The organism is Bradyrhizobium sp. FW305-F6, from assembly GCF_058782905.1.
The window spans coordinates 1,298,463-1,314,510 of sequence record NZ_JBYSYD010000001.1 but is presented as its reverse complement, the minus strand read 5'-3'; the positions used below and the strand labels follow the sequence as shown (position 1 = coordinate 1,314,510).

The following is a 16,048-nucleotide window of genomic DNA, read 5'->3' as shown; positions in this document are numbered from 1 at the left end:
AGTCGATTAGTTGCCGGGAAATTCTGATTGCATACTCCTTGGGCAGTCCTGCACTATAAAGCCGCTTGCCTGTGCACCGGCCTTGGTCGCAGATTTGCTTAGTCAGCTGCGTGACCGCGCATCTCCTCCAGCACGTCGGTCCGGCAGACCACGATCTGCGACCGCTTGGTCAGCACGATTCCCTTCTCCTGCATGCGCTTCAGGCTGATCGTCACCCACTGCCGGGTGGCGCCGACCATGTGGGCAATATCGGCATGGGTAAAAGCTGCGGCGATCACAGTGCCGTCGGCATCCTCGACGCCGTAGAGCTCGACGAGATGCAGCAGGAGATGCGCGAGACGCTGCGTGATCGAGCGCGTTCCCAGCATTTGCGCCAGCGCCGAGTAGCACTTGCCCTTGAAGGTGAGGCCCTCGATGAGGCCGATCGCGAGATTCGGGATCTCCGCGGCAAGGGAGCGCAGCTCCTTTCCAGGCAGGTGCACCACGCTGCAATTGCTGGATGCCACGCCGGACCATTGATGCATGGTGCCCTCGAACACTTCGGGGCCTCCGACGAAATTGCCCGCATGCCAGTAAGCCAGCGTGATCTCGCGCCCGAGCGGCGAGGTGTAGAACACCCGGATGCGGCCGCTCTCGATCAGCCAGATGCCGTCATGCTTGGCGCCCTGGCTGAACAGGGTCTGGCCGCGATTGAGCACTTTGCGGCGGCCCTGCTTCAGCACCAGTTCCCGCTCCCGCGGCGAGAGCTTGTCCATCAGCGGTGGCGGACCGCCGATCCATTGCTGGTTCTCGGTGAGCAGCAGCGAGGAGCTGCCGGTAGACCGCGCCGCTCCGGGAGCGGACCCGCGAACCGCATTCGCCGCCTGCAACATCGCCTGCCTCCGGAACGTTCAAATCGTTCTAAAGAGGAGCAATGTCCGTGCCAGATGGCGAGCCAACACCCTGCGTCATTCTGAGCGGCGTTCGGTACCCCGGCCAGACGATGCCGGTTATGCGGCAATCCCCGCCAGGCTCAACAAATACGGCCTCGGGTAAATGCCCCGGTTGTGCCCATCCGAGAACGAGATGTTCAGCCCGTAGCCGAGATCGCCGATCTCGGTGATCGCGATGCCCGGAAATGCTTCCGGAAAGCGGCCGTCGAAGCGGGCGCGGGTGCAGTGGGCGCATTTGCAGGAGAGGCGGAGCGTTTCGGCGGAAACGCTGAGCGTGTCGTCCTGTGCGGTACGGACGAGCAGCGCGGCGAGATCGGCGCTGGCTTCGTAGTCGGCCACGGTCGGCGCCACCAAGGTCATGCTCATGACGAACCTCCGACGTCCTGATAGGCCGGCGCGGGCGCATATGAATAGCAACTAATTGCCGGCGCGGTGTGATCGCGTGTCTTTTCCGTGATGGCCCGCGAAATGTGAAACTAATCGACCGGGAATTCCACTTCCGCGTTGCCGGACTCTTCTCTCTCCGAAAACTTCTGCGCCATCGATGGCCAAGGAGAGACCATGAGCGCATTTCAGAAGGAAACGGTTCTGTCGGTCAGACACTGGACTGATTCCCTATTCAGCTTCACTGCGACCCGAGATCCCGGCTTCCGGTTCCAGAACGGCCAATTCGCCATGATCGGACTCGAGGTCGAGGGCAAGCCGTTGATGCGGGCTTACAGCATGGCCAGCGCCAATCACGAGGAGGCGCTCGAATTCTTCTCGATCAAGGTGCAGGACGGCCCGCTGACCTCGCGCCTGCAGAAGATCAGGGAAGGCGACATCATCCTGATCGGCCGCAAGGCGACCGGAACGCTGATCACCGGCAACCTCATTCCGGGCAAGCGCCTGCTGCTGCTCTCGACCGGAACGGGCCTTGCGCCCTTTGCCAGCCTGATCAAGGATCCCGACGTCTACGAGAACTACGAGACCATCGTGCTTGCCCATGGTTGCCGCCAGGTCTCCGAACTTGCCTACGGTGAGCACGTCGTCGACGGCTTGCGCAACCACGAATTCTTCGGCCCCCTGATCCGCGACAAGCTGGTCTATTATCCAACCGTCACCCGCGAGCCGTTCCGGAACCGCGGTCGCATCACCGACCTGATCGCCTCGAACCAGGTTTTTGACGATATCGGCCAGTCCGGCCTCGATATCGAAACCGACCGCATCATGCTGTGCGGCAGCCCCGCGATGCTCGAGGAACTCCACGCGATGTTCTCCGCACGCGGTTTCGTCGAGGGCAACCACAGCCAGCCCGGCCATTTCGTCATCGAAAAGGCTTTCGTCGAGCGCTGAGACGCAAATCGCGGCCCGGCGACAACTAATTGCTATCGCCGGGAAGCTCCCTGAACAAATCTGACGCAAAGGCGCCGGCTATCGGCGGACCAGGAGCAAGTGATGGCACTAGATCAGATCGTCGACGGACTTTCCGAGGTTTCCTGCGACGTGCTGGTCATCGGGGGCGGCACGGCCGGGCCGATGGCGGCGCTGAAGGCGAAGCTGAAGAATCCGAAGGCCAATGTCGTTCTGCTCGAAAAGGCCAACGTCAAGCGCTCCGGGGCGATCTCGATGGGGATGGATGGGCTGAATAACGCCGTCATCCCCGGCTATGCGACGCCGGAGCAGTACACCAAGGAAATCACCATCGCCAACGACGGCATCGTCGATCAGAAGGCGGTCTATAAATACGCGCAGAATTGCTACAACATTATCGAGGAGCTCGACAGCTTCGGCATCCGCTTCCTGAAGAACGAGAACGGCGATTACGCCGTCAAGAAGGTGCACCACATCGGCACCTACGTGCTGCCGATGCCGAACGGCGAGACCGTGAAGAAGGCACTGTACCGCCAGCTTCGTCGCGCCCGCATCCTGATCTCCAACCGCTACATGGCGACGCGGCTCCTGAAATCTGCTGATGGCCGCATCGCAGGCGCCGTCAGCGTCAATACCCGTACCGCCGAGATGCTGGTGATCAAGGCCAAGGCCGTGATCCTCTGTATGGGCGCTGCCGGACGCTTGGGCTTGCCAACGTCGGGCTACATGTTCGGGACCTACGAGAACGCCGCCAATTCCGGCGACGGCTACGCCATGGCCTATCATGCCGGCGCCGCGCTCGCGAATCTCGAATGCTTCCAGATCAACCCGCTGATCAAGGACTACAATGGCCCGGCCTGCGCCTATGTCGCCGGTCCGTTCGGCGCATTTACTGCGAACAACGAAGGCTCGCGCTTCATCGAATGCGACTATTGGTCCGGCCAGATGATGCTCGAGTTCTACAACGAGCTGCTGTCCGGCAAGGGGCCGGTGTTCCTCCAGCTCAAGCATCTTCATCCCGACACCATCTCCGAGATCGAATCCACGCTGCATAAGGTCGAACGTCCCACGCGCGGGCTGTTCCAGCAGGGGCGGGGTGTCGATTACCGCAGCGAGTCGATCGAGATGCATATCTCGGAGATCGGCTTCTGCTCCGGCCACAGCGCCTCCGGCGTGTTCGTCGACGACAATGCGCGCACCACAGTGCCGGGACTCTATGCCGCCGGCGACATGGCCAGCGTGCCGCACAATTACATGCTGGGCGCCTTCACCAACGGCTCGGTTGCTGGCATCGATGCGATGGACTTCGCCGACAGCCATGACTTCGCGGAGTTCGACGCCGCCGATGTCGCCATGGAACGCGAGCGCGTGATGGCGCCGACCAGGCGCGAGGACGGCATTCCGCCCAACCAGATCGAGTACAAGACCCGGCGCCTCGTCAACGACTATCTGCAGCCGCCGAAGGTCACGCGCAAATACGAGCTCGGCATGCGCCGCCTTGCCGAAGCGCGAGAGGACATGCAGGATCGCATGATCGCGCGCAATGCGCACGAGCTGCTCCGCGCCCTCGAAGTCCAGTCGATCATGGACTGCGCCGACATGGCCGCGCACGCCTCGCTCTACCGCGAGGAGAGCCGCTGGGGCCTCTATCACTGGCGCACGGATTTCCCGGAGAAGGACAACGAGAACTGGTTCTGCCACACGCTGCTGAGCAAGCGTGACGGCAAGATGACCAGCGAGAAGCGTGCCGTCGAGCCCTATGTCGTTCCGATCTCGGACGACGAGAAGGACCTCTACGACAAGCAGCGCATCCGCGCCTCCGCCTGATCCACCGCGCCAAAGCAACAGGAGACATCAAATGCCTCTCGCGTCCTATCAGACTTCGGTTCCGGTGGTCGTCGACGACGCCAAATGCATCGCGGACAAAGGGTGCACGGTCTGCGTCGACGTATGCCCGCTCGACGTGCTGCGCATCAGCGACATGACCAACAAGGCCTATATGGCTTATGACGAATGCTGGTATTGCATGCCCTGCGAGGCCGATTGTCCGACCGGTGCCGTCACCGTCAACATTCCCTATCTGTTGAGGTGATCATGTCGAGCCCGTTCGAAGCCTATGACGATCTCGAAGACGCCGACGAACGGCTGCAGGCCGCCGATCCCGCCGAGCGCCGCGTCGCCATCATCGCGCTTGGCCATTCCGGCGATCCCGCCGCAGTCGCGCATCTCGCCAACATGGTGGCCGACCCCGATGCCGGCGTGCGCCAGCAGGTTGCGATGGCGCTCGGTGAGTTCGACGGGCCGGAGGCGGCGAGCGCGCTGGTGAAGCTGCTGGTCGACCCAGAGCGAATCGTCGCGGCGGCGGCGGCCGACAGCATGGCCGAGTTCAAGGATCCGGCCTGTGCCGCGATCATCCTGCCCTTAGTGAAGCACGCCCATGCCTTCGTCCGCATGGGCGCGTTGCGGGCGCTGAAGGAATTGCGCTGCAAGGACACGCTGAAGCCGGCGCTTGAAGCGCTCCAGGATGCAGACGCCGCCGTGCGCGTGCAGGCGATCGGCGTGATCGGCTTCCTCAAGCTCGAGGAATCGATCCCGGCGCTGACCGCGTTGATCAACGATCCCGATGCCCATGTCCGCCGCGCGGCAGTCAGTGCGCTGGCGTTCTCGCATATGAAGCCTGCGGCGGAGACGATCACGCGCGCGTTGAGAGACTCGGACTGGATGGTGCGCGAAATGGCGGCGGAAACCCTTGGCCTCAACACCAATGGCTCGCTGGCGGCAGATCAGCTCATCGGCTCGCTCGGCGACGCGTTCTGGCAGGTACGATTGAAGGCGATCCGCAGTCTCGGCAAGATGAAGATCGAGCGTGCGGTGCGCCCGATCGGCAATTGCATCAATCACGACCAGGCGAACCTGCGCAAGGAGGCGGCCGCCGCACTCGGCGAGATCGCCCATCCCGATGGGGAAGCGTTCCTGGCCGTCATTGCCGACGATCTCGATCCGGACGTGCGCAAGAATGCGCGTTGGGCACTGCAACAGATTGCGGCCCGCAAGGCGCGGGCAGGGGCATAACGGTTCTTCGCGGCTGGTCTGGACTTCCCCTGCCAGACGTTTATTTGTCTTCGCCAATGGATCGACCGCCGAAACATGGCCGATCTGAGAACAGCGAGGACGCGGCCATGATGACTTTGACGGTGAAAGACCTCCTCCCCGAGGACGGAACGAAGGGGACGCTGGTGGGCCGCGTCTGGCTGCCGCAGGTCGCCGGTCCGGCCGTCGTCGCTGTGCGTGGCGATGGCGTATTCGACGTCACCGCGAGGTTTCCGACGGTCAGCGCGCTGTGCGAGGAAGATGATCCGGCCAAGGCGCTCGCTGCGGTCAAGGGCGAGCGTATCGGCGATCTCCAAGCCATCGTTGCCAATACCGCCCCCGACGGCCGTGACACCAGCAAGCCGTGGCTGCTCGCCCCAGTTGACCTCCAGACACTGAAAGCGGCCGGCGTCACGTTCGCGATCTCGATGCTGGAGCGCGTCATCGAGGAGCGCGCCAAGGGTAACCCGGCGTCGGCCGAGGCCATCCGCAAGGAAGTCACCCGGCTCATCGGCGACGATCTATCCAAGCTCAAGCCGGGCTCGGATCAGGCAATGCATCTGAAGCAGGTGTTAATCGAGCAGAACGCCTGGAGCCAATATCTCGAGGTCGGCATCGGCCCGGATGCTGAAGTCTTCACCAAGGCGCCGACCCTGTCCTCGGTCGGCACCGGCATGGATGCCGGCCTGCATCCGAAATCGACCTGGAACAATCCCGAGCCCGAGCTCGTGCTGTTCGTGTCGAGCCGCGGCAAGATCGTCGGCGGCGCGCTGGGTAATGACGTGAACCTGCGCGACTTCGAGGGCCGTTCGGCGCTGCTGCTGTCGAAGGCGAAGGACAACAACGCGTCGTGCTCCATCGGCCCGCTTCTGCGCCTGTTCGACGACACTTTTACGCTCGACGATGCGCGCAAGCTCGACATCAGTCTGAACGTGACGGGCACGGACGGCTTCGTCCTCGACGGCCATTCCTCGATCAGCAAGATCAGCCGCGATCCAACCGATCTCGTCGCGCAGACCATTGGCAAGGTGCATCAATATCCCGACGGCTTCGTTCTCTTCCTCGGCACCATGTTTGCGCCGGTCAAAGATCGCGACGCGCAGGGGCAGGGCTTCACCCACAAGCGCGACGACATCGTCACGATCGCAGCGCCCCAGCTCGGCAAGCTGGTCAACCGCATGCGCACCAGCGACGAATGTGAGCCGTGGACGTTCGGCATCGGCGCCCTGATGAAGAACCTAGCGCAGCGAAAGCTTATCTAGCTCGCTCTTCGCCTCTCCGCGCCGACGGCAGGGCCAGGAATTTGCGAGGCAAGTTCCTGGCCCTCCTGTCGCGCCAGCCGAAGGCAGCTCCATCTGCCTCGTCACCGCAAGAGCGGTGAAGCCATCCATAGTCTTTCCCGCAGGAGACTTGGAATTGCTTCACGGCGTTCTGACTGACGAGGGGAATGGTTTCGACCTTTGCCGTCACGGCCTCGTAGTCCATCAATCCTTAATTCATCTTTGAATTGCAGTAGGGAGCCAAAGCGCGCTGTAGGTGTCGGGACATCGCTCACCCCAAAAAAGTCCAACGCTGCCTTCAATAGTCAAATAATATGACTAGTCGGAACCCGTTTTCCGTGAAATTGTACCCCGCCACGCCCAACGAGGGTGGCAGAGAGGTGCTATAGTACTAATCGGCGCCCGCGATAATAAGACCGCTGCTTGGGAGAACGCCTGATGCTTCACAGCCCGTTCGTTACATTACAACGGCCGCGTTGCTGCCGGCCGGGGCTGCGGGCCGCATGATTGCGCACTGTCGGGTGACTGGGGGCGCAGGAGCGGGCGCATGAACTCGCGCATCGTCGTCATCCCGACCCGGCGGGCCCATTCCAACCATGCGGAGGTGGCGCGTTCGATCGGTATCGACATCATCGCCGGCCGCTATGCGGAAGGCACGCGCCTGCCGGGCGATGCCGAGATGATCGCGATGTTCGGCGTATCGCGGCCGGTGCTGCGCGAGAGCGTGAAGACGCTGGTCGCCAAGGGCCTGCTCACCACCAAGGCGCGGGTCGGCACCGTCGTCCGCGAGCGCGGCGCCTGGAACATGTTCGATGCGGACGTGCTGGCCTGGCACCTCGATGCCGGCATCGACAAGCGCTTCCTCAACGACCTCGCCGAGATCCGCCTCGCGGTCGAGCCGCGTGCGGCGATGCTCGCGGCGGCGCGGCGGTCCGATGAGGATCTCGCCGAGCTCCGCCGCTGCATGGATCGCATGCGGCTCGAAGCCTCCGACTCGGCGGGCTTTGCCGATGCCGATCTTGCGCTTCACGTTGCCGTGGCGCGGGCCTCCGGCAATCTGTTCATGCGCTCGATCGGCCATGTCATCGAAGCCGCTCTGCGCGCTTCGTTCCTGCTCAGCGCCCCGGTCGAGCCGGGGGACCGCGATACCGTGCTGCTCTGGCATCAGAGGATCGTCGATGCCATCGCCGCAGGCGATGCGGACGCCGCCTCCCAGGCGATCATCTTCGTCATTCACAATGGCATGCATCGCCATGAGGGCGCTGCGATCGAGACTGGGCCGGTCGAGGCGCTGCCACTCGAGATACCCGGAGAGAGATCGTGACGGATCTGCGCATCGCCATCGTCGGGTTCGGCAAGATCGCGCGCGACCAGCATGTCGGCGCGATCGCGGCGACACCGGGGGCGACACTTGCGGCCATTGCCAGCCGGAACGCTTCGCTGCCGGAGCTGCCACATTTTGCCACCATCGAGGAGCTTCTGCAGAGGGGGCCGCCGATCGATGCCGTCTCGCTGTGCACCCCACCGCAGGTGCGGCGCGCCCAGGCCGCCGCGGCGCTCGCCGCCGGCAAGCATGTCATGCTGGAAAAGCCGCCCGGCACGGGCGTTGCCGAGCTCGATCCGCTGATCGCGATGGCGGCAGAAGCCAAACGCACGCTGTTTGCGACCTGGCATTCGCGATATGCGCCGGCGGTCGAGCCGGCGCGCGCGTGGCTGAGGGCACGCCGGATCAAGTCCGTGCACATCAGCTGGAAGGAAGACGTTCGGGTCTGGCATCCCGGGCAGGGCTGGATCTGGGAACCGGGCGGTCTCGGCGTGTTCGATCCCGGCATCAATGCGTTGTCGATTGTGACCAGGATTCTGCCGAAGCCCGTGTTCGTCACCGCGGCCGAGCTGGCCTTTCCATCCAATTGCCAGGCGCCGATCGCTGCAAACCTTACGCTGACCGACATCGAAGGTCTGCCTGTGACCGCGGAGTTCGATTTCCGCCAGACCGGGCCGCAGAGCTGGGACATCGTCGTCGATACCGATCAGGGAAGGATGACTCTGTCGAGCGGCGGCGCGCGCATGGCCGTCGATGGTGAGGTGCTTACCGAGGCGCCGGATGCGGAATATCGCGGACTGTACCGGCGCTTCCTCGAGCTTGCGGCGACCGGTGCGAGTGACGTCGACCTCACCCCGCTCCGTCTCGTCGCCGACGCCTTCCTGATCGGCAGGCGCACGATCGTCGAACCGTTTGTGGATTGAGCATGACCGCAGCAAAGGTGACAAGAGACGTTTTCGGAATGCTGCCGGACGGCCGCAAGGTGGAGCGCATCGTGTTGCGCGGGGCAGGCGGCTTTGAGGCCCGGATCATCACCTATGGCGCGGTGATCCAGGCACTGATCGCGCCGGACGCCAAAGGCGACTGCGACGACGTGGTGCTCGGCCATGACGAGTTCGCCGGCTATTTCGCCGACCGAAAGTTCTTCGGCGCCACGGTCGGCCGCTATGCCAACCGCATTGCCAAGGGCCAGTTTTCGCTTGACGGCGAGACGGTGCAGCTCGCCGTTAACAACGGCGTCAATGCGCTGCATGGTGGCCTCGACGGTTTTGACTGCAAGCTCTGGGAGATTGCGGACATCGACCAGGGAGTCGAGCCCGCGGTGACGCTCTCTTATGTCAGCCCGCACGGCGAAGAAAATTACCCCGGCCGGCTCGACGTGCGCCTGACCTATCGGGTCACCAGTCCGGCCGAACTGTCGCTCATCATGCAGGCGCGGACCGACCGGCCGACCATCGTCAACCTGACCAACCACAGCTTCTTCAACCTCGAGGGCGCGGCGTCCGGTACGTCCGTGCTCGACCACGAGCTCACGGTCGCTGCAGAACATTTCCTCGCCATCGATCCCAACGCAATTCCGCTGCCGGAGCCGCCGCGCGAGGTTGCCGGCACGCCGTTCGACTTTCGCGCGCCGCGGCCGGTCGGCGAGCGCATCCGCGAATTCGATCAGCAACTGCGAAACGGCAGGGGCTACGATCACACCTACTGCCTGGCCCGTGACGGCGAGCTTGCGCTTGCAGCCCGGCTGGAGGCGCCGCGCTCTGGACGGGCCATGGAGCTGTTCACGGACCAGCCCGGACTTCAGGTCTATTCCGGCAATTATCTCGATGGCACGATTTCGGGGAAGGGCGGCAAGCTCATACGTCAATCCGACGCCATCTGCCTGGAGCCGCACACCTGGCCCGACGCGCCGAACCGGCCGGACTTTCCGAGTCCTCGCCTTGATCCCGGCGGAGTGTATCGCCATCACTCGGTCTATCGCTTTTCGGTGAGGTCGTCCTGATGGAACAGGTGCCCACGACGGTGCTCTCCGACCATCCCTGCCATCTCGGCGAGGGGCCGACCTATGACGCCGCGACCGACACCGCCTGGTGGTTCGACATTCGCGAGGGCAAGCTGTTCGAGGCCGATCTGGGCAGCGGCGCGATCCGCGTTCACGCGCTCGGCCGGATGGCGAGCGCGCTCGGGCGCATCGATGCCGAGCGGCAATTGATCGTCGCGGAAGACGGGCTTTACATCCGCAAACTCGCGGATGGTGCGATGACGCTGTTCTGTCCGCTCGAAGCGGACAATGCGGCGACGCGTTCGAACGATTGCCGGGTGCATCAATCGGGCACTTTCTGGATCGGCACCATGGGTAAGAACGCCGAGCCGAAAGCAGGTGCGATCTACGCGCTCCATCGCGGCAAGATCTCGACGCTGTTTTCCGGCATCAGCATTCCCAATTCGATCTGCTTCTCGCCCGACGGCGGTACGGGCTACTTCACCGATACTCCGCGTGCGGTGCTCTATGCCGTGCTGCTCAATCCTGCGACCGGCCTGCCGCGGGGCGAACCCGAGGTGTTGCTGCGCCACACCGGCGTCGGCGGGCTCGATGGCTCGGTGTGTGATGCCGACGGGCAAATCTGGAATGCGTGCTGGGGCGCAAGCCGCATCGACATCTATTCTCCGCAAGGCGAGCGCCTGCGCTCGCTGAGTGTCCCGGCAAGGCAGGCGAGCTGCCCCGCCTTCGTGGGCGCCGACCTGTCGCGCCTGCTCGTCACATCCGCCTGGCAGGACATGGACGCGGCAGCACGAGCTACCGATCCGCAAGCCGGCTGCACCTTTCTATTGGAGGCATCCGCGCGCGGCCGCGCGGAGCCGGACGTCAAGCTCGCATAGGAGACAGCGGCAGCCTACGACCACGTTCTCGCAACCACCAAGAAACATTCTGACACCCAAGGGAGTGAACATGCTCAAACTGAAGACGACCTTCCTCGCGCTGGCGCTGGCCGGCGCGGCCACTATGGCAACAGGCGTCGCCGCGCTCGCCCAGAAGGCGACCGTCGGCATCGCCATGCCGACCAAATCCTCGGCGCGCTGGATCGACGACGGCAACAACATGGTCAAGGTGCTGAAGGAGCGCGGCTACAACACCGACCTGCAATATGCCGAGGACGACATTCCGAACCAGCTCTCGCAGGTCGAGAACATGGTGACCAAGGGTGTCAAGGCGCTGGTGATCGCCGCGATCGATGGCACCACGCTCTCCGACGTGCTCAAGCAGGCCAAAGCAAAAGGCATCACCGTGATCGCCTACGACCGGCTGATCCGCGGCACGCCGAATGTCGACTACTACGCGACCTTCGACAATTTCCAGGTCGGCGTGCTGCAGGCGCAGTCGATCGAGCAGGGGCTCGGCCTCAAGGAAGGCAAGGGCCCCTTCAACATCGAGCTGTTCGGCGGCTCGCCCGACGACAACAACGCCTACTTCTTCTACAACGGCGCCATGAGCGTGCTGAAGCCGTATATCGACAGCGGCAAGCTCGTCGTCGTCTCCGGCCAGATGGGCATGGACAAGGTCGCGACCCTGCGCTGGGACGGCGCCACCGCTCAGGCCCGCATGGACAATCTGCTCAGCGCCTACTACGGCAACAAGAAGCTCAATGCCGTGCTGTCGCCCTATGACGGCATCTCGATCGGCATCATCTCCTCGCTGAAAGGCGTCGGCTATGGCAGCGCCGGCCAGCCGATGCCTGTCATCTCTGGCCAGGATGCCGAGGTGCCTTCGATCAAGGCGATGCTGCGGGGCGACCAGTATTCCACCATCTTCAAGGATACCCGCGACCTCGCCAAGGTCACCGCCGACATGGTCGACGCCGCGCTCGCCGGCAAGGACGTCACGGTCAACGACAGCAAGACCTACGAGAACGGCGTCAAGACCGTGCCGTCCTATCTGCTCAAGCCGGTGGTGGTCTACAAGGACAATTGGGAGAAGGTGCTGGTGGATAGCGGCTACTACAAGAAGTCGCAGTTCCAGTAGATTTCTTCCGCCGTCGTTCCGGGGCGCCCAAAGGGCGAACTTTGGTGCGCTCTTGCGCACCTGAGAACCTCGAGATTCCGGGTTCGATGCTTCGCCTCGCCCGGAATGACGGCGGAGGGATGGATCTAAGTTCAAGGACACGATGCCATGACCGCCATGCTGGAGATGCGCAACGTCAGCAAGAGCTTTGCCGGCGTGCAGGCGCTGCGTGATGTCAACTTCTCGGTTCGCGCCGGGCAGATCCACGCGCTCGTCGGCGAGAATGGTGCCGGCAAGTCGACGCTGATGAAGGTACTGAGCGGAGTCTATCCGCACGGCAGCTACGAGGGCACCATCGTCTTCGATGGCGCGGAGCGGCACTTCCGCGACATCAACGATTCCGAGGCTCTCGGCATCATCATCATCCACCAGGAGTTGGCGCTGATCCCGCTGATGTCGATCGCGGAAAATATCTTCCTGTCGCATCCGCCATCGAAGTTCGGCGTGATCGACCGCGACGAGGTGTACCGTCGCACGCGGGAGCTGCTCGCCCAGGTCGGCCTGAAGGAATCGCCGGATACGCTGATCACCGATCTCGGCGTCGGCAAGCAGCAGCTGGTCGAGATCGCCAAGGCGCTCTCCAAGCGGGTGCGCATGCTGATCCTGGACGAGCCGACCGCGAGCCTCAACGAGGCCGACAGCGCCGCGCTGCTCGAGCGCCTGATGGCGTTCCGCGAGCAGGGCATCAGCTCGATCCTGATCTCGCACAAGCTCAACGAGGTCGCCAAGGTCGCCGATCACATCACGGTGCTGCGCGACGGACGGACCGTCGACAGCATCGATTGCCATGCTGAGCCGATCCAGGAAGACCGCATCATCCGCAGCATGGTCAACCGCGATCTTGCTCATCGCTTCCCGGAGCGTAGCGCGAAGATCGGCGAGCCCGTTCTCACGGTCGAGAACTGGTCGGTCTATCACCCCATTCACCCCGACCGCCAGGTGATCAAGAACGTCAACTTCGGTGTCAGGCGGGGCGAGGTCGTTGGCATCGCCGGCCTGATGGGAGCCGGCCGCACCGAGTTCGCGATGAGCCTGTTCGGCCGCTCATGGGGCACCGCCATCAGCGGCAGTCTCCGGCTCGAGGGCAGGCAGATGACGCTGCCGAACGTCGCGGCCGCGATCGACGCCGGCCTTGCCTACGTCACCGAGGACCGCAAGCAGCTCGGGCTGATCCTTGCCGACGATGTCCGCAAGAACATCACGCTCGCGAGCCTCGACCAGATCGCGCCGCGGCGCGTGATCGACGACATCGCCGAGCTGAAGGTCGCCAGCGACTACCGCACCCGCATGCGCATCCGCTGCTCCGACGTCTACCAGGAGACCGGCCAGCTCTCCGGGGGCAACCAACAGAAGGTGGTGCTGTCGAAATGGCTGATGACGGACCCCAAGGTCCTGATCCTGGACGAGCCGACCCGGGGCATCGACGTCGGTGCCAAGTACGAGATTTACTGTATCATCAACGAGCTGGCGGAGGCGGGCCGCGGCGTCGTGGTGATCTCCTCGGAAATGCCGGAGTTGCTCGGCATCTGCGATCGCATCTGCGTCATGAACGACGGCGCCTTCGTTGGCGAGTTCAGCGGCAGCGATGCGACGCAGGAGAAGATCATGCGCGCCATCATGCGCAACGAACGAAGCATTGGGAACGCCGCGCCCGCGGCCGCGGAGATGGGAGGAATGCAGCCATGACCGACAAGACGGTATCGCTGCCAGAAGAAGGCCGGCACCGCAGCTTCATCAAGAACAATCTGCGTAACTACGGCATGTTGATGTCGCTGATCGCGATCATGCTGTTCTTCCAGGTCATGACCGGCGGCACGCTGCTGCAGCCTCTCAACCTCACCAACCTGGTGCTGCAGAACAGCTACATCGTCATCATGGCGCTCGGCATGCTGCTCGTCATCGTCACCGGGCACATCGACCTGTCGGTCGGCTCGGTCGCAGGCTTCATTGGTGCGGTCGCCGCCGTGCTGATGGTGACCTACAAGGTCGATTACACGCTCGCCTTCATCGCCTGCCTCCTGGTCGGTGCCGCCATCGGCGCCGCGCAGGGCTATTGGGTGGCCTATTTCAAGATCCCGTCCTTCATCGTCACGCTTGCCGGCATGCTGGTGTTCAAAGGCCTCGCGCTCGCGGTGTTGCAGGGCCAGTCGCTCGGCCCGTTCCCGGCGACGTTCCAGAAGCTGTCCTCAGGCTTCATTCCTGAACTGCTGCCCGAGGCCGGCACGCTGCATCCGACCTCCATGCTGATCGGCGCCGCGCTCGCGCTCGGCCTCGTCTACGCCAGCGCCAAGGGCCGCTCGCGCGAGCAATCGCACGGTATCGAGGTTGAGCCTTATGCGTTCTTTCTCGGCAAGAGCATCCTGCTCGCCTGCGCCGTGCTCTACTTCACCTATCTGATTGCCTCGCACCGCGGCCTGCCCAACGTCCTGGTGATCATGACCGCGCTGATCGCGCTCTACGGCTTCGTCACCCGCCGCACCGTGATCGGGCGGCAGATCTACGCGGTCGGCGGCAATGCCAAAGCGGCAAGCCTGTCTGGCATCAAGACCGAGCGGTTGACCTTCCTCACCTTCGTCAACATGGGGGTGCTCGCCGCGCTCGCCGGGCTCGTTTTCGCCGCCCGCCTCAACACCGCGACGCCTAAAGCGGGGCTCGGCTTCGAGCTCGACGTCATCGCCGCCTGCTTCATCGGCGGCGCCTCTGCCTATGGCGGGGTGGGGCGCGTCGGCGGCGCCGTGGTCGGCGCCATGATCATGGGCGTGATGAACAACGGCATGTCCATCCTCGGCATCGGCATCGACTATCAGCAGGTGATCAAGGGGCTGGTGCTGCTCGGAGCGGTGTGTATTGACGTCTACAATCAGCGACGGTAGCCGCATTGACGGTCCGGTAGGGGTGGCAAAAGGCGCAACGCGCGTGCGCGCAGCGATGCGGACCATCGCAAGAGGTTCACTGCCATGCTGATTGCCTGCGGCGATGCGCTGATCGATTTCGTGCCGACGCGGAACGTCGACGGGCGCGCGGCCGTGATGCCGGCGGTCGGCGGCTCCTGCCTCAATGTTGCGATCGGCTTGGCGCGGCTGGGCGCGCAGGCCGGCTTCGTCGGCGGCATCTCCACCGACCTGTTCGGACGGATGATCGCCGATCACGCCGCAGCGTCGAACGTCGACCTCGGTCTTGCCACGCGGAGCGATCACCAGACCACGCTCGCTTTCGTTCGCGTCGTTGCCGGGGAGTCGCACTACGCCTTCTACGACGCCGGAACTGCGACGCGGAACTGGAGCTATCGGCGCGGGACGATTGACTTCGGGGACGTGGAGGCCGTCCATGTCGGTTCGACCACGCTGGTCGACGACCCCGGCGCGGCGGAGACGATGGCGCTGGTCACCGATGCGCGGGCGACGTCGACGATCTCCTTCGATCCCAACTGTCGCCCCAACCTCGTCAAGGACAAGCCGGCCTATCTCGCGCGCATGGCCGCGTTTGCCGCCGAGGCCGATCTCGTCAAGATGTCCGACGTCGATTTTGCCTACCTCTTTGGGGACGAGCCATATCGGCAGCGTGCGACCGCACTGCTCGGGCAGGGCGCGAGCCTCGTCGTCATCACGCGCGGCAGCGGCGGCGCGATGGCCTGGCACGCAGGAGTGGGGCAGATCGAGGTCGCCGCGCCCAAGGTCGAAGTGGCCGACACGATCGGCGCCGGCGACAGTTTTCAGGCCGCTCTGCTGTTCGCCCTGCATGAACAGGGTCGTATGGCCCGGCGAGCATTGAAGCACATCGCTGCCGACGAGCTTCGGCGCGCGCTGTCCTTCGCCGCCGATTGCGCCGGCCTCACATGCACCCGTCCGGGCGCCGATCCGCCTTGGCGCCACGAGGTGAGTTGGAGCTCATAGCGCCGCCTCACATGCGAACTGAACAAAAACGAAAAAACAACCCCATGCATAGTAGCCGGGAGTAGTCGTTTCAATGGCTTGTGCAGCGCGTGGGCTCACGGTCGATGTGATGCGCC

Annotated in this window: 15 protein-coding genes; 13 read left to right on the top strand and 2 right to left on the bottom strand. The window is 63.8% G+C overall.

The genetic code is table 11. The features are described from left to right. Positions 1 to 98 precede the first annotated feature (98 nt). Positions 99 to 872 (bottom strand): Crp/Fnr family transcriptional regulator, encoded by a 774-nt coding sequence (locus AC3WLX_RS06355; protein ID WP_291622774.1) that lies wholly within the window; start codon positions 870 to 872, stop codon positions 99 to 101. A gap of 117 nt (positions 873 to 989) precedes the next feature. Next, positions 990 to 1,292 (bottom strand): gamma-butyrobetaine hydroxylase-like domain-containing protein, encoded by a 303-nt coding sequence (locus AC3WLX_RS06350; protein ID WP_492335926.1) that lies wholly within the window; start codon positions 1,290 to 1,292, stop codon positions 990 to 992. Positions 1,293 to 1,493: 201 nt separating this feature from the next. On the opposite strand from AC3WLX_RS06350, the gene AC3WLX_RS06345 reads away from it, so the two are divergent. The 13 genes from AC3WLX_RS06345 to AC3WLX_RS06285 all read left to right on the top strand — a co-directional run bounded on the left by AC3WLX_RS06345 (position 1,494) and on the right by AC3WLX_RS06285 (position 15,932). Further along, positions 1,494 to 2,267, top strand: coding sequence for a ferredoxin--NADP reductase (locus AC3WLX_RS06345; protein WP_492335143.1), 774 nt, complete (start codon positions 1,494 to 1,496; stop codon positions 2,265 to 2,267). A 102-nt stretch (positions 2,268 to 2,369) separates the two neighbouring features. Next, complete coding sequence (locus tag AC3WLX_RS06340; protein ID WP_492335142.1) at positions 2,370 to 4,112, top strand: fumarate reductase/succinate dehydrogenase flavoprotein subunit; 1,743 nt, start codon at positions 2,370 to 2,372, stop codon at positions 4,110 to 4,112. Between the two features lie 31 nt (positions 4,113 to 4,143). Then, positions 4,144 to 4,377 (top strand): 4Fe-4S dicluster domain-containing protein, encoded by a 234-nt coding sequence (locus AC3WLX_RS06335; protein ID WP_007593252.1) that lies wholly within the window; start codon positions 4,144 to 4,146, stop codon positions 4,375 to 4,377. A gap of 2 nt (positions 4,378 to 4,379) precedes the next feature. Beyond that, positions 4,380 to 5,357: a HEAT repeat domain-containing protein gene (locus tag AC3WLX_RS06330; protein WP_492335141.1), complete on the top strand. Its 978-nt coding sequence runs from the start codon at positions 4,380 to 4,382 to the stop codon at positions 5,355 to 5,357. Between the two features lie 107 nt (positions 5,358 to 5,464). After that, positions 5,465 to 6,637, top strand: a complete 1,173-nt coding sequence (locus AC3WLX_RS06325; protein ID WP_492335140.1) for a fumarylacetoacetate hydrolase family protein — start codon at positions 5,465 to 5,467, stop codon at positions 6,635 to 6,637. Between the two features lie 565 nt (positions 6,638 to 7,202). Further along, positions 7,203 to 7,979 (top strand): FadR/GntR family transcriptional regulator, encoded by a 777-nt coding sequence (locus AC3WLX_RS06320; protein WP_492335139.1) that lies wholly within the window; start codon positions 7,203 to 7,205, stop codon positions 7,977 to 7,979. Beyond that, complete coding sequence (locus AC3WLX_RS06315) at positions 7,976 to 8,902, top strand: Gfo/Idh/MocA family protein (RefSeq protein WP_492335138.1); 927 nt, start codon at positions 7,976 to 7,978, stop codon at positions 8,900 to 8,902. Before AC3WLX_RS06320 ends, AC3WLX_RS06315 begins: the two co-directional genes overlap by 4 nt. 2 nt (positions 8,903 to 8,904) lie before the next feature. Beyond that, positions 8,905 to 9,981 carry an aldose epimerase family protein gene (locus AC3WLX_RS06310; RefSeq protein WP_492335137.1) on the top strand — a complete coding sequence of 359 codons (1,077 nt, stop codon included), beginning with the start codon at positions 8,905 to 8,907 and terminating at the stop codon, positions 9,979 to 9,981. Beyond that, positions 9,981 to 10,859: an SMP-30/gluconolactonase/LRE family protein gene (locus tag AC3WLX_RS06305; protein ID WP_492335136.1), complete on the top strand. Its 879-nt coding sequence runs from the start codon at positions 9,981 to 9,983 to the stop codon at positions 10,857 to 10,859. Before AC3WLX_RS06310 ends, AC3WLX_RS06305 begins: the two co-directional genes overlap by 1 nt. Before the next feature lie 70 nt (positions 10,860 to 10,929). Further along, a complete protein-coding gene (gene chvE, locus AC3WLX_RS06300) occupies positions 10,930 to 12,000 on the top strand; it encodes a multiple monosaccharide ABC transporter substrate-binding protein (RefSeq protein ID WP_291627747.1) in 1,071 nt (356 codons plus the stop codon). A 147-nt stretch (positions 12,001 to 12,147) separates the two neighbouring features. Further along, on the top strand, positions 12,148 to 13,725 hold the full coding sequence (mmsA, locus tag AC3WLX_RS06295; RefSeq protein WP_492335135.1) for a multiple monosaccharide ABC transporter ATP-binding protein: 1,578 nt from the start codon (positions 12,148 to 12,150) through the stop codon (positions 13,723 to 13,725). Then, complete coding sequence (gene mmsB, locus AC3WLX_RS06290; protein WP_492335134.1) at positions 13,722 to 14,912, top strand: multiple monosaccharide ABC transporter permease; 1,191 nt, start codon at positions 13,722 to 13,724, stop codon at positions 14,910 to 14,912. The genes mmsA and mmsB overlap by 4 nt, the downstream gene beginning before the upstream one ends. Positions 14,913 to 14,996: 84 nt before the next feature. Then, entirely contained in the window at positions 14,997 to 15,932 is a 936-nt protein-coding gene (locus AC3WLX_RS06285; protein WP_492335133.1) for a carbohydrate kinase family protein, read from the top strand. Positions 15,933 to 16,048 lie beyond the last annotated feature (116 nt).